The sequence below is a fragment of the Oceanobacillus sp. FSL W7-1304 genome (assembly GCF_037969805.1).
Lineage (GTDB): Bacteria > Bacillota > Bacilli > Bacillales > Amphibacillaceae > Oceanobacillus > Oceanobacillus profundus.
Genome location: NZ_CP150211.1, coordinates 2,151,322 through 2,170,733, shown reverse-complemented (window position 1 = coordinate 2,170,733; position 19,412 = coordinate 2,151,322). Strand labels below are relative to the sequence as shown.

The following is a 19,412-nucleotide window of genomic DNA, read 5'->3' as shown; positions in this document are numbered from 1 at the left end:
TCTACCACGCGTAAAATGGTGAATATCCTTCTATAATGATGATAATTGTAAGGGAGGTGTCATTATGCCAGCAGCTAAAACGCCTGTTTAAGTGTAACAGAAGCATTGGAATACCTAATTTAGGTATTTCGATGCTTCGCTTCCTATTATCCAGACTTAATAAACTAAGAAATGTCTGCGTGCTTTATATGATGAAGAAAGCAAGTATAGACGAGTATATGAATTCTATTTCTTTTATTATTAATACATAATTATTAGATTATACAAATCTGTAAAGGACTTTTTCTTGAAATATTAAATTGTGAGAGAAGAGTAATTTCGCTTCATTACAGTTTAGAGAAGAATGTAAAGGAGTTGAATCAAATGAAAGAAATTGATAAGGTTAAGGTTTTTAAAGAGGTAATGAGGAATTATCCAACAGGAGTAACAATTGTTACTGCTTTAGATAAGGATGATCAACCGATCGGTCTCACAGCTAATTCCTTTGCCTCGGTATCATTAGATCCATTGTTGGTATTATGGTCAATTGACCATAAAGTGTCTACTTTTAATGAATTTGCAAAGGCAGATAAGTTTGCAATTCATATACTAACTGGAGAGCAGACGGATTTATGTAAATTATTCTCCAGTAAAAACAAGGATCGATTTGCTAATTGTAATTGGTCTTTATCTGAAAATTCATTGCCAATAATCGCTAATACATGCAGCGTATTACAATGCAGAACGTTTAATAAAATAGAGGCAGGAGATCATCTTATTTTAATTGGTGAAGTATTTGCGGTTGATCATTCAAATCAAGAACCAATGTTGTACATTAAAAGAAATTTCGGACAAATACCAAACGAATTTTATTTATAAAATATTACTTAAAAACCTAATATTCATTTATCTATTGATAACGAGGTGGGGAATTTATGAAGGAACTGTTTAAATATTTAGCCTGGACCTGTTATATTAACAATTTAAAGTTTGAATATACTCCCTCATCAGGTGGACTTGAAATTTACTCCACCGATAGAACGTATGAATTGATTACTATTGGATACCTTAAAAATTGGCATAAAGATCCGTACGATGTGTTAGTCCAAATGGAGTATGAAGTAGATAACTTTATTAGATTAAATGGTATTGAGGATGAAACGCGTTATGTTAAACGTCAGAGAGGGATTACATGGGAAGAGCAAGCAATGAAGGAAGCTGGACATAAATTAAGTGATTTTGAATAGAAATAATATGACTAAATAAGGCCTTTCTGCAACCACTATGGTTAATGCAGAAAGGCCTTATTTAGTATGCCCTTTGTCTGACTTAAGTTAGATAACGAATTATTAAAAGGTGGTGATAAGACAAATAATTTTCAAAAAAATTAATTCCTTTGAAAGGTTTCTGAAAGAAATATCGTTATAGTAAGAGAGGGGAATTATTAAAAACTGAAGGAGTGGTTTTGGAATGAACACAATTAATCGTTTAGGAGATGTATTGATTCATGTAAAGGATTTAAATAAGTCTGCGAAATGGTATGCAAAAATCTTAGAACTACCTCTTGCTGAAGAGGATATTCAAGGACCTGTACATTGGTTTAATATAGATGGAGGACGAGGAGTTCTTTTAGATGATAATCGCAATAACTCCTCACATGTCCGTCCTTCTTTCATGCTGCATACCGACGATATCGATAAAGCATATCAATTAGTTGTTAAAAATGGTGGGGAAATTATTCGAGAAATTGAAAGAGATGAGATGGTATCGTTTTTTAACTTTAAAGATATGGATGAAAATATGGTTATGATATGCCAACAGCATTATAAACATGAGTAATATTCACAGGGGGTACTAATTATATGTACTCCCTATAAGTTTACTTTTTAATTTGGCTTTTTTCTATACGGGTTTTTTCAACTAATTCTAACGGGGTCTCTTTTGGGTTAACCATTCCAGTAAACTGATCATCGTATGTTAATTGAATTTCTGTATTAATAACCTGTCCTGATCTAACAAATGTAAGAGTGACATTATTACTCTGATTAAAGTAACTCGACAATGTTTTAACAAATGTGTAATAAGTTTCAACAGGTTCATCGTTGATATGTGTGACAATATCTCCCTTAAGTAAACCGGCTTCATCGGCCGGACTATTAGGATATACCTTTAAAAGGTAATTCCCATTAAATTTAGAACATGATTTTTCTAATTGTTCTTTTGTTGCAGTGTAATTTATTACTCCTATTCTCGGATAATTAAATATATCATTTCGTAGATCTAATCCAAGTTCGATAATGCACTTTAAATTAAATAGAGTTTGTCTCCAACCCATTTCTCCGCATTCTCTAATCCATTGCATGATCTCACTACTATCATAACCATCAACCGTTACGATTATTTTCACTAGCCTGTCATTTACTTGGGTTAAGGAGAAGGCAGTGTGGAGTTCATATATTTTTGTTGTTCCATCTGGGAGAAGTCCCTTATATCTATCCCAAAATACTATTTCATCGAGCTCTCTTCGAACAATACATATCGTTTTGTTGCTTAACTCTCCTATAATAAAGTCAAGTTCATCCCCAAGTTCAATAACTGGCTTATTTTCACTGTGTGTTGCAACATCGGTCAAGAAACTATTCCAACCTTCGAGAGTAGAAAAGTACCACCAGATATCCTCTATTTCCCCCTCAATATAAATTGTATTTACTGTGGAAAATTTATCTTTGTCCATGGTAAAACCTCCTTTATCCCATTTAATCGTTTACAAGGATAAAATACTCGGTATTTATTGATTTATTTAGCAAAAAAGTACGAGTCAATTCTCCCGGAAGTTTCTATAATGAAGACTATTAGATTCCTTTTAAAACATGATCCAATTTAAAATGGTTTAAGATGAAAATGAGGAGCTGAATATGAAAAATATTGGTGTAGTAATACCTGTCTATAATCAAGCATTACCATTACTGTGTACCTTACACGGCTTTATGAACCAGAATATTTCTTTAGAGCACTTTAAGATAGTTGTGGTCGATGATGGATCAACTGAAGATATAGAGACCATATGCAACTTGTTTCGTACTAAGCTTGATATAACATATATTCGAATTATAAAAAGCGGAAGGTCTATTTCTAGGAATGAAGGGGTAAGAAAACTTAAAGATAGTGACATTATTACATTTTGTGATGCCGATAGGATACCTGTTCCGGGATTTTTACAGAATCACTTATTTTCTCATGAGAAGAGCGAGGAAGATTCCATAGTTATAGGTAATATAAAAGATCTTTATCTTTCTGATCCTTGGAATAATATGACAAAAATTTTTAATAGCTATTTCACATTAAAGGGTTTGCGAACCCCTCAGTATAGCAAACTAGTATATAAGCTATTTGACGAAAAAGGGGAATCTATTTCAAATGTCCCTTGGCTAGCTACGTTTAGTGGAAATATGTCAATTCGATTAGATTTATTTAAAAAATTAAAAGGATTTGACCCGGACTTTCGTCATTGGGGATTTGAACATTTTGAATTAGGTTACCGTGCATATAAACTTAGAACACCTTTTGCTTATAATGCTAAGGCTACTAACATTCATATTTCACATTCTCGATACAGTTATAAGAATGATATGGGTGAAAGCCATAGGATTTTTTATAAAAAACATCCATTCTCTGAAATAAAAAATATAAAAAAGTTTATGAATGGAGAAATGAGTTTAAACGAGTTTAACCAGTTATCTGAAGGTAATGAGAATAAACGAAATTTACCTGACGAGTATGTAAAGATTACTAATTTTTGAGGAGTGTAATAAGTGAGTGAATCGTATAGTGTGCTTCATCCTTTTAGTTTTATGCCAAATCTGAAGCATAAAACGGAAGAAGATATTAGTAAAGAGTTTACCTATATAAAAGAAGGTATGGGAAGTTGGGTTTTTGATAAGGAAGGAAAAAACTATTTCTATGCAACAACTGCTGTACCGTCAGTGGGGCTGGGTAATCCTCGAATTATTAATGCGATGACCAATCAGTTTCATAAATTGAGTTTTAGTTCCACTTGTGGTCAGATGCACGAGTTGCTTCAACCATTGACAAAAAAGTTAATTGAATTAACAGATAATCAATTTTCTCTTGCTTTTTATACGAATGACGGAAGTGGAGCCGTAGAGACTGCCATAAAGCTTACAAGGCAATATTTCAATGAATTGAACCAAAAGGAAAAGAGCTGTTTTATTAGCTTAGATGGAAACTACCATGGAACAACAATTGCATCAGGTTCTGTTACGAACATGGGCATTAAAGAAGCGTTTGGTGTGCAGATTCCAGGTTGTTTTAGTGCACCGTTTCCTAATATGCTTAGACCACCAATTGACGGTACGGAAGATGAAATTGTGGACTTTTGTTTACAGCAATTAATAAATACAATTGAAAAAGTTGGACCGGAAAAGACTGCAGCAATCTTAGTGGAACCTGTTCAAGGTGTGAATGGTATCATTCCAGCAAATAAACGATATTTAAAAGAAGTAGAGAAAATAGCCAAGGCTAATAATATTTTACTTATTGCTGACGAGGTAACAACTGGACTTGGCAGGACCGGATATTGGACAGCTTCACAGTATTATGGTATAGAACCAGATTTACTGACTATATCAAAAGGACTTACTGGTGGTTATTTCCCAATGGGTGTGACATTTATGACAGAGAAGATAGAGAATGTCCTTTTAAAAGAAGGAGGAATATTTCTCCACGGTGCAACTCAATGTGGCCATCCAGTCGGTTGTGCAGCAGCACTTGAGCTAATTTCAATAATTGAGGAAGATAACCTTTTAAAAAATGCAAGAGATATAGGGCAGTATATTAAAACAAGGTTAAAAATAAGTCTGCAGGATATACCTAATGTAGCTGAAATAAGAGGATTAGGGATGATGATTTCTATTGAATTAGCAGATAAACAGACCAGAGAACCTATTAATTTTAAAGATGGTGAAATCTTATCTAAGAAGTTAAAGACTCAAGGTATTTTAGGTAACTATTTTAACAGCATTTTGCTCTTGTATCCACCATTAAACACAAGTTTATTAGATGCTGATTTTGTTATCGATAACGTTACAAAAGCATTTAAAAATGTTTTTAAATAAAGGGAGGATGACAGTGATGAATTTATTAAACCATACAATTATTCATAAAGAAGATATGGTCTGGGAAGAAGGTATGTATGAAAATACTGAGATGGCCTATCTTTGGGAAGATGAAGAAACAGGAAGGTATGCTTTTCTTGTGCGACTTTATCCGGGGGCAAGTATTCCATTTCATGACCATCCAAGAAGAGAAGTAGCATTTCTTGTGGAGGGTGAAGTTCAATTAAATGATGACATTATGAGAAAAGGTGACTTTCTAACTGCTATTGGTGATGAAGCACACGATGTATACAGTGATAAGGGCTGTGTATTCTTTATTTACATTGACTATAACATGAGCAAATTTAAAGTGACCAAAATAGCCGAAAAATAAAAAAGTGGAGTATCTCCAATTAGCTTGTAGAGAATGTACCCTAATTTCTCTACAAGCTTTTTTAGTGTGCCCTGCATGGGCGGAAACTAGGTGGTGAAAGTCCACTACAGGCTTGGCAGTAGGAACTGTTAGCGAAAGGCAAGGTGGCTATCGTGAGGTAGTGGCTGAAGGAAGCTGGACGCAAACTCCTGAACTGACGAACAGAAACTAGATAGAAGGCTGAATTAGGTCGGATAAGTCTGCTAAACAAGACGAAGTCCCATACTGCCCGAAACCTATACAGTAAATCTAGCAGTTACATGGGAGGAAAGTTTTCGCTCTTACCAGGGGAGGTCTTGTGAGGGTGCAGTGGGAGTTGAATGATAACGAACCAGCACAACCAAAGCGGTGACGTTTTGGTGAATCGCAAGAAGTCAGCAGAGGTCATAGTAATGTGAACGGACGAAACATGAAGGACCGAACAATAGTAATTCTGAAAGCTCTAGGAGGTGTGGAAGGTGCGACAACTGCAGAAAACAGGAGAATCTGGCTATCGGCAGAGAAATAGTGTGGAACATGAAGGGTATGTCGAAGTGCATAGTGCCTTTCATGGTGAAAAGAACAATCAAAATGGTGTATCCAATCTGTTTGAAAGAATCCTATCAAGGGACAACCTAAATCAAGCTTACCTTCAAGTAGCCAGGAATAAGGGAACAGCTGGAGTAGACGGTATGACGTACGACCAGCTACTTCCATACTTGAAGGAACATAAAGAGGAATTATTAACCCAGTTACGGCAAGGAAAGTACAAACCGCAACCCGTTCTGCGGGTTGAAATTCCGAAACCAGATGGTGGAAAAAGAAAACTGGGGATTCCTACAGTCATCGACCGGATGCTTCAACAAGCTATTAACCAAGTGTTACAACCAATATTTGAATCAACGTTCTCCGATAATAGTTTTGGGTTTCGTCCAAAAAGTAGTGCGCATCATGCCATCATACGGGCGAAATCGTACTACGAACAAGGATACAAATATGTGGTGGACTTGGATATGAAATCCTACTTCGATACAGTGAATCATGACAAACTTATGTACTTCGTGGAAAAACAGATATCTGATAAGCGAGTGCTTCACTTGATAAGAAGATACTTATTAAGTGGAATTATGATTAACGGTATCTTCGAAAAATCAGAACAAGGAACGCCGCAAGGCGGTAACTTATCTCCGTTACTCAGTAATATCTATTTAAATGAACTGGACCAACTCTTGGAAAAGCGTGGTCATCAATTCGTTCGTTACGCAGATGATTGTAATATCTATGTGAAAAGTAGAAGAGCTGGTTATCGAGTGATGAACAGTATCACCAAATTTCTTGAGGGGGATTTGAGTCTTACCGTCAATCGAGAAAAGAGTGCAGTCGGTAGCCCGCTGAAACGAAAGTTTCTGGGTTTCTGTTTATTAGTTACGAAGAAGGGTATAAAAATTCGTCCGCACCAAAAAGCAAAAGTAACGGTGAAATCGAAACTCAGGCAAATCACCAAACGTAATCGCGGGAGAGAGCTTGAAGTGATTCTAAAAGAAATCCGGCAACTTATGACAGGGTGGATAAACTACTATGGCATAGGGGAAATGAAAGGATTTATGAAGGATCTCAATGGCTGGCTGAAGCGAAGAATTAGACAATATATCTGGAAACAGTGGAAAAGCCCACGTACGAAAAGGAGAAATCTAATTCGCTTAGGAATTGACAAATATAAAGCTTATGAATGGTCAAATACAAGAAAAGGCTACTGGACTATATCCAAGAGCTATATTCTTCACCGTTCATTGACAGATAAAGAACTGGCATCAAGAGGATATAAAGATATCGCTCTACAATACCAGTTCGTACACTCAAACTATTGAACCGCCGTATACGGAACCGTACGTACGGTGGTGGGAGAGGGGCGAAAAGTTACTTAACTTTTCCCTCTACTCGATTATTTTATTGAAAACAGGCTCCTGCATACTTAGTTGATCCTTGCTAAGTGTGTCGCAGTCCTTTTTTATGTTTTGACAGGCGGCTTGACATGAACCCGCTTTCCGGATCAGTTGTACTGACTCAAATCTTTTTCGTTTCTTTCACTGCACCAATTTCTTTTATAGGCTTTTTCCACATTTCTCATAATCATCGGCAATAGCTTGATCCAGTTCTTCAATATAATCCCACATTTCTATTTCTACGCTTTCGAGTGAATTTATGCTTACTTGATTCGCTTTTAAATGGGTGGAATCCGTAAAAAGCACCTTCCGCCAACCATTCGATGGTTGACAGATTGAAGAACCATTTCATCAAAGATTTCCTGGAATATCTCCGATTCTTAAAACGATTCCACCGGTTCCAGTTGATGGTGGAATGGTGTGGAACAGGATTAGAAATCCTTAATCCACGAAATCAGCGATAAGCCAAGTTTATCTGGATTTCCCGTTCCAGTGCAGTTTGGAACGAATGCCATAGAATTAACCGATGAACATTCAGTTTGAATAAGATGAGGGGATCAAGCCAACCGTTGTTTTATGGTTTAAGCATAAATTCACACAGCTTAAGTGGCTTATCTCCACTTTTTTATTTCTCTATTCTATTCCAAAACACCTCACTTTTATTAATAATCTGTTTAATAGTTTCCTCATTTCGATCTACATAAAAATAGTGAAAGTGAACGCCGCCTACTAATAATCCTACCCACCATCTATTAGCGCCTGTAACCGCCATATAATGCTGGCACCTTAGCTTAAGAGGTTCGAGTAGTTTCTTATTGGATATGAAGTCTTTATTTGAAGTAGCTTTACAAAGTAATCCAGCATCATAATCCACAATTAAACGATCAACATTCGCAATTAGAAAAGGATATTCTTTATGTTGTAGTATGGCATTTTTTCGCCGAACCTCCATGCCAGTTTTTATTTTAAATTCCTCAGCAATAAAGTCTTTTACTCTCATATGAAATCGAAATATTCCATTTGACTTTCTTATCTTTTCCCCACTTTTCTCTTTATGAAGTGTTTGAATACTTTTATCTGTTCCAAAAAGAGCGTTAATGTCTGATCCACCAATACCTTTATTTCTCCATTTAAAAACTTCATCTTCACTTAAATTATGCTTCCAAACTAATATTTTATAGTCCATCTTATCCTCCTTAAACTCTACTATCTTTAAGATAGATAACAATTAGAGTAGGAACTAAGGTTTTATTTCTAGATTTTCAGCTTTTTTCGATTAGACGACATTATTCTGCGTTAATTGTATTTTTATAATACATACTAATAGAAAAAATTATAATTTTGTCAATATAAGCAGAAATGGTAGCAATTAATCAAGAACAAACACACAAACATGTTGATAACATTATATTAAATTAGCCTAGGGGGAAGATTACGTATGAAACCAGCTATCTTGTTTTACTCAGATACCACTCAAAATGCAAAGATTGAATATTTTATTGAGGGACTGTCAAAAGAGGTTACTTTAATTATAGTAAGTAGCTTTAATGAGGTGAAACGATTAATCAGGAAGGAGGATTATTCTGTCTACATACTTCTAACCAACCTTGATTCATTTCCTTCCCATTGGCAGATGTCTGAATTGAAGGCAGAAAGAACAATAATGATACTAAACGGTTTAAGTCAATTAAATACCATGTTACTTAATTCGTTTTTAGAATCTCTTCGAACGTGTGTAAAACGATCGAGTGAAAATCCTCACTTTCTACAATCGTTGCATTACTTAGATGAAAATTACTGTGATAATGAATTGTCCCTTGAAAAAGTGGCATCAAAGGCATATGTGAGTAAATGCTATTATTCCAGAATATTTCAAAAATACGTCGGGAAAGGATTTAAAGAATATGTAATAGACAAAAGAATCCAAAAAGCTAAGTTATTACTTCAAAAAGGAAATAGTGTTACGGACGTTTGTTTTTCTATTGGATATAGCGATTTAACTCATTTTGCACGTATTTTTAAGAGAATAGTTGGAGTAAATCCTTCAATCTATAAATCAGAATATATGAATTCGGAGGCTCGATTACATGGATAAGAAGATTTTGTTTGGTTTTTTATTTTTAGTTTTTTTCATTGCATTTGGAGCTGGAATGAAATTATACGATTTTTATAAGAGTTATGATATTCCGAAGTTAGATCAGAACGTTTCTCTAAATAATCTGAATTTAAATTTTGAAAAAGAAACAGGACTGGTACAGAATTTAACAGAACCTCAACAAATTATATCATTAGAAAATATAAATATAGATAACCTTGAAGAAGCTTATTCGTTATCTCGAAATTTAGCAAAGGAAGGAAATAAACAGGACGCTATTTCATACCTGAAAGAGATTGTGAAGCTTGATCCGACAAATTTAGTTTATATAAATGAATTAAGAATACTCTATCTGGAAATGAAAAAAACTGATTTATTTCTAGAATTCACACAGACTCTTACAGAAACATATGAAGTGAAACTTAATAATGCACTAGCTTATGTGGATTATTTACAATCTCCCGATTTGGGAACAGCCAATCTGGGACAGAAGTCTGTTCAATCAATCACTATATTAGATGAAATGCTAGAGGAAAATCCCTATGATTTACTCGCTAGGTATGCAAGAGGTTTAAATAATTTATATTGGCCGTCTGGATTGCAGAGGACCTCAAAAGCGATAGATGACCTAACTTTTTGTGTGTCCGCAGAGGAGAAATTTGGAGATCAATATTTTGAGTTTTGGCCAGATTGTTTTATTACCTTGGGAGATGCCTATGTAAAAGATGGGGATATTGAAAAAGGAAAACAAGTTTGGGAAAAAGGAGAACACAAGTATCCTAATAATGAAGGATTAAAAGATCGGTCAAATCTATCAGATAAGGAAGCTGTTAAATTGGTTACAGAGGTAAGAGGTATTGATATATTCCAAAGACCTGATGCCTCCATTACAAATTTAAATGTAATTTGGGAATAGAAAGGAGGGGGCATTATGAGTCCTATTGTAGTATCCGGTATAGCTGTAATGACATCCATAGGGGCAAATATTAATGATACCTGGGATGGATTATTAAATCAAAAAAATGGTGCGAAGCCGGTGTCTAGTTTTCCAATAAATGATCATAAGCATCGAAATGCATGTGAAGTAACGGATATATCACTATTTTGTGATAGAAATGTTGTAAAGCTAGGAAGGGCCTCAAGTATGTTAATTACAACTATTGACGATGCCTTATCTGATGCAAAGGTCGAAATCAATCAAATAGAAAAATGCGGAGTATGTATCGGTACGACGATGGGAGAATTAAGTGGCATAACTAATAATAGTGGCGCAATAAATAAATATGGACCGCATATTTTATCCGAAAATATAAAAAAGCATTATAACATATCAGGTCCCTCGTGGACATTGACGAATGCATGTGCAGCGGGAAATTTTTCTATAGCAAGAGCTGTAGATGAGCTTGAGAAAGGTAATGCAGATGTAATGATTGCTGCTGGCGTAGATGCAATGTCGTGGGTAGCATTTACGGGATTTAGTAGTTTAAGAGCAATGTCACCTGATATTTGTAGACCATTTGATAAAAATAGAAAAGGTCTAATCCTGGGAGAGGGGGCCGGTGTGCTTATACTAGAGACACTTGAGCATCTATTGAAAAGGAAAGGTTTGGCAAAAGGAACAATCCTAGGATATGGATTTAACTGTGATGCGCACCATATAACTCAACCGGACCCAAATGCGATAGGAGCAATATTAGCAATGGAAAGTGCTTTAAAAAATGCAAATCTAACTATATCTGACATAGGATATGTAAATGCACACGGTACAGGTACACCTGCTAACGACTTAATGGAAGGAAAAGCACTATATGATTTCTTTGGTGAGTATATTAAGACAAGTTCAATTAAAGGGAACATTGGGCATACGCTTGGAGCGGCAAGTGTCATAGAAGCTGCTATCTGTATTAAAGTGTTGGAGGAGAAGCTAGTACCTCCAACAGCTAACATCGAAAACCTTGATCCCAATATTAAAGTTGAAGTAATAAAGGACATTCCCCAACACTTCGATTATAAATTTATTATGTCCAATGCATATGCATTTGGCGGCATAAATTCATCTATTATTATTGGAAGACTCAATTAAGGAGGAAATTATGTTTAATTTAAATGACCACAAATTTAAAGTGATAACCGGATGGCAGGACTATAAAATAGATCCCCGTTATTTTGTATTACTTTTTTTAGCTTCTTTTGTAATGGCAGGGCAATTTTATTTAGGCTTTTATCAAAAATGGGATGCAGTATTTGTTTCATTATTAACTGCTATAACTACGGAAGTACTTTTAACCAGACTGTTATATAAAAAGTGGAAATTCTCTATTAGTCCAATTATTACAGGCATGGGTGTATCGTTACTGGTTAGCTCTTACCTTCTGTGGGTTTATGTTTTGACATCTTTTCTATCAATATTGCTAAAGTTTATAGTTAAATTTGAAAAAGGACATATTTTCAATCCAAACAATATCGCCGTAGTTCTAGTATTATTTTTTCTGTATGAATATGCCGTAAGTACACCAAAACAATGGTCAAATGGCTATCTAGTTATGGCCATAATAATATTATTAGGTTTCTTTGCAACGTACATGGCAAATAGACTTGACGTAGTTTTAGCCTTTTTAGGTGGTTTTACTGTTTTTGCTTTTGTCCGACATTATCTATTTGGTGCACCTCTTTATGCAGCACTAGGTCCACTTCTAGGTGCAGGTCTACAACTTTTTGCTTTCTTTATGATAACTGATCCGAAGTCAACTCCAACTACAAGGAAGTCTAGAATTTACTTTGCATTGATCGTAGCCTTAATAGATGCGATTTTACGTATCAGTCGTATTCCTCACGCCCAATTCTATGCCTTATTTATTACAAGCCTTTTATTCACTGTTCCGTATCGTATATGGGCAAAACGTAAAATTAGCTCAGTAGTTTTCAAGGAAAAAAATAAAGTGGAGGGATAGAGTTTGATCCAAATAAAAGGTATCTCATCGATTACCCCACTGGGATTAGGGGTTGAAGAACTAAGTGCAAGATCTCTATTAAATGATAAGGCTAATCTATTAGCATCACCAGAGTTCTACAATTACAAGTATTTATCAGGATTAAATCTACTACCTAAGATAAGTCAATATGGTTGTATTTCTGTATATGAAGCTATTAGATTTGCGGGATATGCTGTAAATAGTGAAAAAGATAGTAAAACAGCGGTTATCGTCTCAAATAATTATGGGAGTATCCATGCAATAAAGGATATGTTTATTGATGCAGATAAGTATGGTCCCAAAGGGGTTAATCCACGCTTTTTTCCAGGTACAGTTTTGAATGTTGTAGCGGGTCATATATCAATCAAATTTAGATTTAGTGGGCCGAATATAACCATTTCAGAGGGTGTTGAATCAGGTTGTAAAAGTTTACTGTATGCGTATGAACTATTAAACAGGGAAGATTTAAAAAGAGTTTTAGTATGTGATTTGAACATTTTCCCGCCAACTGGATATAAAAAACCAGTAGAAAATTATCTAACAGAGTTTGAACATGTGAGCTCGATTTTAATGGAGAAAGTAGATGAAGGTGTAGATAGAAAAGAAGGTGTTTCAATTGCTATTAATAATATATCTGAATCAAAGAATGAGTATTTCAACAATAAAATAATGGCATCTGAATTTACTCCAAAATTATTAACTAATGTATATAAAATATTAAAGTATGAGTATAATTCTCAAACTGAAATTCAAGTATCTACTGATGATAGTCTATTTAATATAATACTTAATTAGGAGAGAATCTGATGGAGGATGTTTTTATTACTGGAACAAGTATTATATCGAGCTTTGGAAATGAGAAGCAGACATGGGAAGGAATACTCAGTGGTGATAACTACCCGCAACAAAGGGAGTACACTTTGAGCAACCAAGAAAAACTTCAATATCCTGTTTATCAAATAGAAGACGATTTGATAGAAAGAATTAATAAACAATATAGTCATATAACGATTAGGGAAGAATTTCTTAGAGATGATAAAGATTTTAAATTACTATTTTTAGCAACACTGGAAGCTTTAAGAAATGCTAATCTTCATTTGCCTAATGAGAAACGAATTGGTTTAATAATCGGTCATGAGAATTTGGGGGTAAACCCTCTGATTGATAGTCTTTTACAAGAAGACAACAAAATGGATATAAAGAATCCAATTAATTCATTCAATCATTATAAGGATAAATTTTTTAGGTTACAAACATACACATATCTATATTATCTAGCAAAATTAATTAATATTAATGGCCCAACTTATGCTATTAACAATGCTTGTGCATCTGGCCAATATGCACTTGAATTGGCAAATAGCTTATTAAAGATGAATCATGCTGACATAGTTATTGTTGTAGCTGGTGACTATGCTCACTTCACAGAACATTTATGGCTAAGTGAAAAAGGCTTTAGCTCTAATAACGGTAAATTAGCACCGTTTACTGACACCTCTTCTGGTTCTGTTTTGGGTGATGGTGTAGGAGCTATCATACTTGAATCTGAGACAAGTATAAGTAGAAGGAATGCAATATCCAAGGCAAAGTATATCAACTCTTCATTCTCTCAGGATACATGGAGAATGAATTTGCCGGATGTAACAACAAACTCCTACGAGAAAGTGATTAATACTTCGTTAAGTAAATATAAAAGTACCCCTGAATTAGTAATACCTCATGGAACCGGTATCCCTCTTTGGGATAAATACGAGTCAAATGGAATAAAGAAAGCCTTTGAATCTTTCCAGTACTCGGTTCCAGATGTAGCAGCATTTAAGGGTTATATTGGACATACGCTGGGAGCGAATAGCGTAATAGAATTAATATTAGGAATCAATATTTTAAAAAATAGTGTTATTCCTCCAATTACTCATCGTACAATTAATAATTCAAGTGAATATGACTTACCGTTTGTAAACACAATTATAGAAAAAGAAGTTAAGAGTTTTATAAAGACTGTAGCGGCCTATGGAGGATTTAATGCGGCTACAATAGTAGAAAAAATCTAAAAAAAGGAGAACATAAGTGAAATTAAATACAGATGAATATCAGAAAAAAACTGCACTCGTAACTGGAGGATCCAAAGGTATCGGTAGGGAAGTAGTAAAGCTATTAGCAAAGAATAATATAAATGTGATTTTTACTTATAACAAAAATTATAAAGCTGCCTATGCATTAATGGAAGAGCTAAAGGATTGCAATGTATTTGTAACGGGTATCCCTTGTGATTTAAATAATCAATCTGAAATTGATCATCTCGTGACAACGATCTTATACAGTTACCCCAACTTACACTTTTTAGTAAATAATGCTGGCACAAATATAGACAAACCCTTTTCACAAATAAAAGATGATGATTGGCATAATGTCATTCAAGTAAATTTAAATGCCACTGCATACTTAACACAAAAATTATTAAGAAGAATATTGATTCAACAAGGTAGTGTGGTTAATGTTACTTCTATTTCTGGAATAACAGGAGCTATTGGCCAAACTAACTATTCTGCAGCCAAAGCTGGAATTATTGGTTTTACTAGATCTTTGGCAAAGGAAGTAGGAACGTTTAATGTAAGGGTAAACTGTGTCGCTCCAGGTTATATCGAGACAGAGATGTTAGATAGTGTTCCATCTACAAATATAAAAAGAATAAAGAAGCAAACTGCACTTAAAAGACTAGGAAATAAGAAGGAAATAGCTGAAACAATATTATTTCTACTTTCAGATAAAGCATCTTATATTACAGGTCAAACGCTTATCGTAGATGGTGGATTAATTTAGAAAGGTGGATATTATGATTAACCAAGAGAAGAAGGACCATATTTTATCACTTATTGCTGAAATAGCTGATATTCAAAAGGATGATATTAAAGATGAGAGCACCTTTGAGGAAATCGGTATGGATTCACTTATGGCTTTAGAATTAGCTGTTCGGATTGAGAGAGAATTTGAGGTATTTATACAAGAAGAAGAACTGATGAATTTAAGAAAGGTGGAGGACGTTTTTTTATTTGTTGAACAAGGAGGTTTCATCGATTGAAATATAACCTTCTCCCCAAGAGGATGTTGTTTTTTTACTCCCATTATTTTAAACAACACAATGACTCCTTCTTTATAAATAGATTTAAAAATATTCTAAGGAGTTTTTTCATAGGAGCCTTTGCACCATTAGTAATACCTTCGCCAATACTCCTAAATAAACTCCTAGAAAAAACAAACTCACAGTTTTATAGAGGTTTTTCTTATGAAGGTACCGGAATTGGATTTGCGATCAAGTCTTTTTTTAGAAAGAATAAAGCATCGTCTTTTGAATCAAAAGTAAATCAACTCTCCCCTAATTCTATATATCAATATTATGTAGGGTTAGGTTGGTTATTACACTTTATTTATCGTTATAAATCTAAAAAGTATGCTGATTTTGGACAAAGTTTAAATCATAAATATTCCCTTATTATGTTCGATGGTGTTGGTTTTAAGATCGGACTATTCCAATACTTCTATTCCAAAGAAAGTATTAATTTAATAGAAAAATTTACCGAGAATCAAAAAAGAGTTTGTTATCAAGGTTTTGGCAGGTCTTTATGGTTTATAAGTAGATTTAATTGGGACACTACGCAAAAAAAACTAGAAGAATTAGGAGAAACATTCCCATACCGGAATGATATCTTGAGTGGAGTTGGATTAGCAGTAGCGTACAGTAAATTTGATGATTTATTACTAGGTTTTAAAATAATTGATTATTTAAAACATAAAAATCAAGAGGATTTTATTTCATTCTTACAAGGCTTTGCTTATGGTCTAGAAGCTAGAAGGCTCCAAGACCCATACTTATGGAGATCTAATATAGACAATATTCCTGAGAGTTTAAAACATAAAGTTAACCAGTTAATTGACTATGTTTATAGTGTGAAAAATAATTTGGATAAAACTTGTAACAACCATAATTTTTATATGCATTGGGTAGATGGGGTAAGACAAAAAATAAAGGAGAATGTATATGTTTAAAAGGAAAGAAACCTTATTAATTATCCTTATTAGTATAGTCTTAGTTATTCTAACAGCTTGTAACGAGGAAGTAACAGAAGAAGTAAAAGACTACGGTTTTGAATATAAGGACGTTACGGAAAAAACAGGTATTGAATTTACGCATAAAAAGCCACAGTTTGATAACAAAGTTGATAATGTAATGCCCTGGTTATCATCCACTGGGGCGGGTGTGTTTTTAAATGATTATAATAATGATGGCTATGTTGATGTCTATTTAGTCAACTCCAAAAAAGGAACAAGTAATTATCTTTATAAAAATAATGGGGACGGTACTTTTACCGATGTAACTAAAGATTCAGGTATTGGGCTTGTAAATGAAGAGGGTATCTCGGAAACAGCATTATGGTTTGACTACAACAATGATGGATATCAAGATTTATTTGTTGGGGCATGGGGAAAAAGCCAGTTATTTAAAAATAACGGGGACGGTACTTTCGAAAATGTATCAGCAGAAGCTGGTGTAAATCCCGAAGGATACGCTGTAAAGGCAATTGCTCTGGATTATAATCAAGACGGGTTTCTTGATTTATATATAGGAAATTATTTTCGAGACGAAACAAACCTATGGGACCTTAAATCAACCAAAATATTTCATAACGATTTTGAGAAAGCAAGAAATGGTGGAGAAAATATCTTATATAAGAATAATGGTGACGGTACCTTCTCCGATGTTACAAAGGAAATGGGGGTAGAAGATACAGGTTGGACATTAGCAGCAGGATCAGCTGATTTAAACAAGGATGGTTGGCCAGATATCTATAACGCAAATGATTTCGGCCCCGACTCCTTATATTTAAACCAAGAAGGGAAAGGGTTTCAAAAAATAGTTCAAAAGAGAGGGATTGGAGACGATACCTTTAAAGGGATGAATGTCGATTTTGGAGATGTATTCCACGATGGAAATCTAGCAAATTATGTAAGTAATATAAGTAAGGAGAAGTATCTACTAGAAGGAAACCAACTCTGGCATATGGATGAAAGTGGTAAATTTGTTGAAAAGGCGGAAGATCTAGGCGTTAAGCAAGCAGGATGGTCATGGGGGGCAAGGTTCTTTGATGTTAATAATTCAGGAAACATGAGCTTAGTTGTTACAAATGGATTTATATCTGGTAAGAAAGATGAGGATTATTGGTTTGAGATGGGGACATTAGCTACTACTCCTGGTGATGTCGTTCAAGATGCAAAAAATTGGCCTGCAATTGGAGAGAAGAGCATGTCCGGTTATGAACCAAAGGCTTTATTTTTATATCAGGATGGAAAGTTTACTAATGTAGCGCAAGATGTCGGTATTGACTTTGTTTATGATGGTCGTGGGGTAGCGGTAGCTGATTTCGATAACAATGGTACTCTTGATCTGATATTTGCCAACCAAGGTGCTCCTTTAAAAGTTTATAGCAATGAACAAACTAATCAAAATAACTGGATTAAAATTGATCTAAATGGTGTCTTTCCCAGTAATAGGGAAGCTGTTGGTACCAGACTTACGTTTACTAATAATGGTGTGGAGACCGTAATCGAAAAAGACGGGGGAAATAGTTTTGGTGCACAAAGTGACCCTCGAGTCCATTTAGGTTTAGAAAAAAGTACGGTACTAGATAAATTAGAAATACAATGGCCGAGTGGAGAGGAACAAGTCTTTGAAGATATTAATGCAAATCAAATTATTTCTATTACCGAAGGAAATAACAACTATGAAATATTGCAAAAGGGAACTGCTTTTAAAGGTAGCGAAGTAGATAATGAGTAAATTAAAAGCAGGAATTATTGGCTCAGGAAAGATTGCACAAGTAAGACATATTCCTGAATACCTTCAAAGAAATGATGTAGAACTAGTTGCAATTTGTGACGTTAATCTCCAAAGGGTAAAGAAAATTGCTCAAACCCACAACATTTCGTTTGCTACCAATAAACAAAGTGAGATATTGCAGTCGTCCGATATAGAGTTAATATCGATTTGTACTCCTAATGCACTTCATTCAAAGTATGCATTAGAAGCACTTAACCATAACAAACATGTACTTGTAGAAAAGCCTATGGCAACCAATCTCAAAGATCTTAAGAAACTATATAAGACTGCAAGAAAGCATAACCTTGTTTTGATGCCTGGTCATAACCAACGATTCGATCCGGTACACAGACAGGTAAAAGAATTAATAGATAACAAAGCTATAGGAAACATTATTCAATTCACTTCAAACTATCAACATCCAGGTCCACAATTTTGGAGTGTCGATAAAGAGAATAGTTGGTTTTTTAATAAAAAACTTTCCTCATTTGGAGCACTTGGGGATTTAGCAATCCATAAGCTAGACCTAATACAGTGGTTAATAAATCAAACTTTTAGTGAATGGTTTGTGGCAAAAAACAAGGCACATGATAGCCGAGCATCTATTTCTTTACGTACAAGGTCAGGAATTGTTGGATCAATTAATGTTAGCTGGAATAATCCACTTCAAGATCATAGAACCGTCTTGTATGGTACAAAAGGAACTATTGTTTTTGGAGAGGAACTTCATGAGGTTAGTATTCATAGGTTTAATGGCGAAACTAAGATTGAACGAATTCAACCAATTCTAAGGAAAGACGGAAAGCTAAATTCAGGGATTATTGACCATTTTGTCGAATGTGTAAAGGGTACAGAGAGTTTATCCATTGATTCTAAACATGTAAAAAATTCGTTAAAAGTTATTTTAAGTTAATCGATAGTATTTACCTCGCTAATTAATATACTTATTAAACAATAAAGATAATGTTACAAAAAAGGATGCCGCTTTGGCATCCTTTTTAAATGTGTGCCAGGCATGGGACTAG

General features: G+C 34.5%; 20 protein-coding genes and 1 pseudogene. 18 read left to right on the top strand and 3 right to left on the bottom strand.

Going from position 1 to position 19,412, the window contains the following annotated elements; all coding sequences use genetic code 11:
* The first annotated feature begins 402 nt into the window (after positions 1-402).
* From NYE61_RS10985 to NYE61_RS10975, 3 genes are all read left to right on the top strand, one after another.
* Positions 403-858, top strand: coding sequence for a flavin reductase family protein (locus NYE61_RS10985; RefSeq protein ID WP_339315447.1), 456 nt, complete (start codon positions 403-405; stop codon positions 856-858).
* A gap of 56 nt (positions 859-914) precedes the next feature.
* Positions 915-1,226 (top strand): hypothetical protein, encoded by a 312-nt coding sequence (locus tag NYE61_RS10980; RefSeq protein ID WP_095312304.1) that lies wholly within the window; start codon positions 915-917, stop codon positions 1,224-1,226.
* A 223-nt stretch (positions 1,227-1,449) separates the two neighbouring features.
* The gene (locus tag NYE61_RS10975; RefSeq protein WP_118889182.1) at positions 1,450-1,818 is read left to right on the top strand and encodes a VOC family protein; all 369 of its coding nucleotides are present in this window, start codon (positions 1,450-1,452) and stop codon (positions 1,816-1,818) included.
* Positions 1,819-1,858: 40 nt separating this feature from the next.
* On the opposite strand, the gene NYE61_RS10970 is transcribed toward NYE61_RS10975, so the two are convergent.
* Positions 1,859-2,713 (bottom strand): PDZ domain-containing protein, encoded by an 855-nt coding sequence (locus NYE61_RS10970; RefSeq protein ID WP_303448327.1) that lies wholly within the window; start codon positions 2,711-2,713, stop codon positions 1,859-1,861.
* Between the two features lie 181 nt (positions 2,714-2,894).
* Here NYE61_RS10970 and NYE61_RS10965 point away from each other — a divergent pair, with 181 nt between their 5' ends.
* From NYE61_RS10965 to ltrA, 4 genes are all read left to right on the top strand, one after another.
* Entirely contained in the window at positions 2,895-3,779 is an 885-nt protein-coding gene (locus tag NYE61_RS10965; RefSeq protein ID WP_095312313.1) for a glycosyltransferase family 2 protein, read from the top strand.
* A 12-nt stretch (positions 3,780-3,791) separates the two neighbouring features.
* Positions 3,792-5,114: an aminotransferase class III-fold pyridoxal phosphate-dependent enzyme gene (locus NYE61_RS10960; RefSeq protein WP_095312316.1), complete on the top strand. Its 1,323-nt coding sequence runs from the start codon at positions 3,792-3,794 to the stop codon at positions 5,112-5,114.
* A 16-nt stretch (positions 5,115-5,130) separates the two neighbouring features.
* Complete coding sequence (locus tag NYE61_RS10955; protein WP_095312319.1) at positions 5,131-5,487, top strand: cupin domain-containing protein; 357 nt, start codon at positions 5,131-5,133, stop codon at positions 5,485-5,487.
* 497 nt (positions 5,488-5,984) lie between these two features.
* Entirely contained in the window at positions 5,985-7,373 is a 1,389-nt protein-coding gene (ltrA, locus tag NYE61_RS10950; protein ID WP_303448328.1) for a group II intron reverse transcriptase/maturase, read from the top strand.
* 199 nt (positions 7,374-7,572) lie between these two features.
* On the opposite strand, the pseudogene NYE61_RS10945 reads toward ltrA, so the two are convergent.
* Positions 7,573-8,010, bottom strand: a pseudogene (locus tag NYE61_RS10945) (transposase); the annotation flags it as partial.
* Positions 8,011-8,073: 63 nt separating this feature from the next.
* Positions 8,074-8,634, bottom strand: a complete 561-nt coding sequence (locus NYE61_RS10940; protein ID WP_095312324.1) for a YqaJ viral recombinase family protein — start codon at positions 8,632-8,634, stop codon at positions 8,074-8,076.
* Between the two features lie 252 nt (positions 8,635-8,886).
* On the opposite strand from NYE61_RS10940, the gene NYE61_RS10935 reads away from it, so the two are divergent.
* Genes NYE61_RS10935 through NYE61_RS10885 form a run of 11 tightly spaced genes read left to right on the top strand, consistent with a single transcriptional unit; the run spans position 8,887 to position 19,300 of the window.
* Positions 8,887-9,543, top strand: coding sequence for a helix-turn-helix transcriptional regulator (locus tag NYE61_RS10935; protein ID WP_095312327.1), 657 nt, complete (start codon positions 8,887-8,889; stop codon positions 9,541-9,543).
* Positions 9,536-10,459, top strand: coding sequence for a hypothetical protein (locus NYE61_RS10930; RefSeq protein WP_095312330.1), 924 nt, complete (start codon positions 9,536-9,538; stop codon positions 10,457-10,459). Before NYE61_RS10935 ends, NYE61_RS10930 begins: the two co-directional genes overlap by 8 nt.
* 15 nt (positions 10,460-10,474) lie before the next feature.
* Positions 10,475-11,626 (top strand): beta-ketoacyl-[acyl-carrier-protein] synthase family protein, encoded by a 1,152-nt coding sequence (locus tag NYE61_RS10925; RefSeq protein WP_303448329.1) that lies wholly within the window; start codon positions 10,475-10,477, stop codon positions 11,624-11,626.
* 10 nt (positions 11,627-11,636) lie between these two features.
* Positions 11,637-12,494, top strand: coding sequence for an RnfABCDGE type electron transport complex subunit D (locus NYE61_RS10920; RefSeq protein ID WP_095312336.1), 858 nt, complete (start codon positions 11,637-11,639; stop codon positions 12,492-12,494).
* A 3-nt stretch (positions 12,495-12,497) separates the two neighbouring features.
* Positions 12,498-13,310 (top strand): beta-ketoacyl synthase N-terminal-like domain-containing protein, encoded by an 813-nt coding sequence (locus NYE61_RS10915; protein WP_303448330.1) that lies wholly within the window; start codon positions 12,498-12,500, stop codon positions 13,308-13,310.
* An 11-nt stretch (positions 13,311-13,321) separates the two neighbouring features.
* Positions 13,322-14,566 (top strand): beta-ketoacyl synthase N-terminal-like domain-containing protein, encoded by a 1,245-nt coding sequence (locus NYE61_RS10910; RefSeq protein ID WP_303448331.1) that lies wholly within the window; start codon positions 13,322-13,324, stop codon positions 14,564-14,566.
* A 16-nt stretch (positions 14,567-14,582) separates the two neighbouring features.
* Positions 14,583-15,335 (top strand): SDR family NAD(P)-dependent oxidoreductase, encoded by a 753-nt coding sequence (locus tag NYE61_RS10905; RefSeq protein WP_303448332.1) that lies wholly within the window; start codon positions 14,583-14,585, stop codon positions 15,333-15,335.
* A 13-nt stretch (positions 15,336-15,348) separates the two neighbouring features.
* Positions 15,349-15,594: an acyl carrier protein gene (locus NYE61_RS10900; RefSeq protein ID WP_095312347.1), complete on the top strand. Its 246-nt coding sequence runs from the start codon at positions 15,349-15,351 to the stop codon at positions 15,592-15,594.
* Entirely contained in the window at positions 15,591-16,559 is a 969-nt protein-coding gene (locus tag NYE61_RS10895; protein ID WP_303448333.1) for a DUF1702 family protein, read from the top strand. Before NYE61_RS10900 ends, NYE61_RS10895 begins: the two co-directional genes overlap by 4 nt.
* A complete protein-coding gene (locus tag NYE61_RS10890) occupies positions 16,552-18,348 on the top strand; it encodes a CRTAC1 family protein (protein WP_303448334.1) in 1,797 nt (598 codons plus the stop codon). The genes NYE61_RS10895 and NYE61_RS10890 overlap by 8 nt, the downstream gene beginning before the upstream one ends.
* Positions 18,341-19,300, top strand: coding sequence for a Gfo/Idh/MocA family oxidoreductase (locus NYE61_RS10885; RefSeq protein WP_095312358.1), 960 nt, complete (start codon positions 18,341-18,343; stop codon positions 19,298-19,300). Before NYE61_RS10890 ends, NYE61_RS10885 begins: the two co-directional genes overlap by 8 nt.
* Positions 19,301-19,412: the final 112 nt, after the last annotated feature.

Bases quoted from the DNA above. Each gene is read 5' to 3' on its own strand.
- NYE61_RS10985 (WP_339315447.1), top strand. From the start codon at position 403: ATGAGGAATTATCCAACAGGAGTAACAATTGTTACTGCTTTAGATAAG.
- NYE61_RS10955 (WP_095312319.1), top strand. From the start codon at position 5,131: ATGAATTTATTAAACCATACAATTATTCATAAAGAAGATATGGTCTGG.
- NYE61_RS10970 (WP_303448327.1), bottom strand. From the start codon at position 2,713: ATGGACAAAGATAAATTTTCCACAGTAAATACAATTTATATTGAGGGG.
- NYE61_RS10940 (WP_095312324.1), bottom strand. From the start codon at position 8,634: ATGGACTATAAAATATTAGTTTGGAAGCATAATTTAAGTGAAGATGAA.
- NYE61_RS10920 (WP_095312336.1), top strand. From the start codon at position 11,637: ATGTTTAATTTAAATGACCACAAATTTAAAGTGATAACCGGATGGCAG.
- NYE61_RS10885 (WP_095312358.1), top strand. From the start codon at position 18,341: ATGAGTAAATTAAAAGCAGGAATTATTGGCTCAGGAAAGATTGCACAA.
- NYE61_RS10910 (WP_303448331.1), top strand. From the start codon at position 13,322: ATGGAGGATGTTTTTATTACTGGAACAAGTATTATATCGAGCTTTGGA.
- NYE61_RS10980 (WP_095312304.1), top strand. From the start codon at position 915: ATGAAGGAACTGTTTAAATATTTAGCCTGGACCTGTTATATTAACAAT.
- NYE61_RS10890 (WP_303448334.1), top strand. From the start codon at position 16,552: ATGTTTAAAAGGAAAGAAACCTTATTAATTATCCTTATTAGTATAGTC.
- NYE61_RS10900 (WP_095312347.1), top strand. From the start codon at position 15,349: ATGATTAACCAAGAGAAGAAGGACCATATTTTATCACTTATTGCTGAA.
- NYE61_RS10935 (WP_095312327.1), top strand. From the start codon at position 8,887: ATGAAACCAGCTATCTTGTTTTACTCAGATACCACTCAAAATGCAAAG.
- NYE61_RS10930 (WP_095312330.1), top strand. From the start codon at position 9,536: ATGGATAAGAAGATTTTGTTTGGTTTTTTATTTTTAGTTTTTTTCATT.
- NYE61_RS10925 (WP_303448329.1), top strand. From the start codon at position 10,475: ATGAGTCCTATTGTAGTATCCGGTATAGCTGTAATGACATCCATAGGG.
- NYE61_RS10975 (WP_118889182.1), top strand. From the start codon at position 1,450: ATGAACACAATTAATCGTTTAGGAGATGTATTGATTCATGTAAAGGAT.
- NYE61_RS10965 (WP_095312313.1), top strand. From the start codon at position 2,895: ATGAAAAATATTGGTGTAGTAATACCTGTCTATAATCAAGCATTACCA.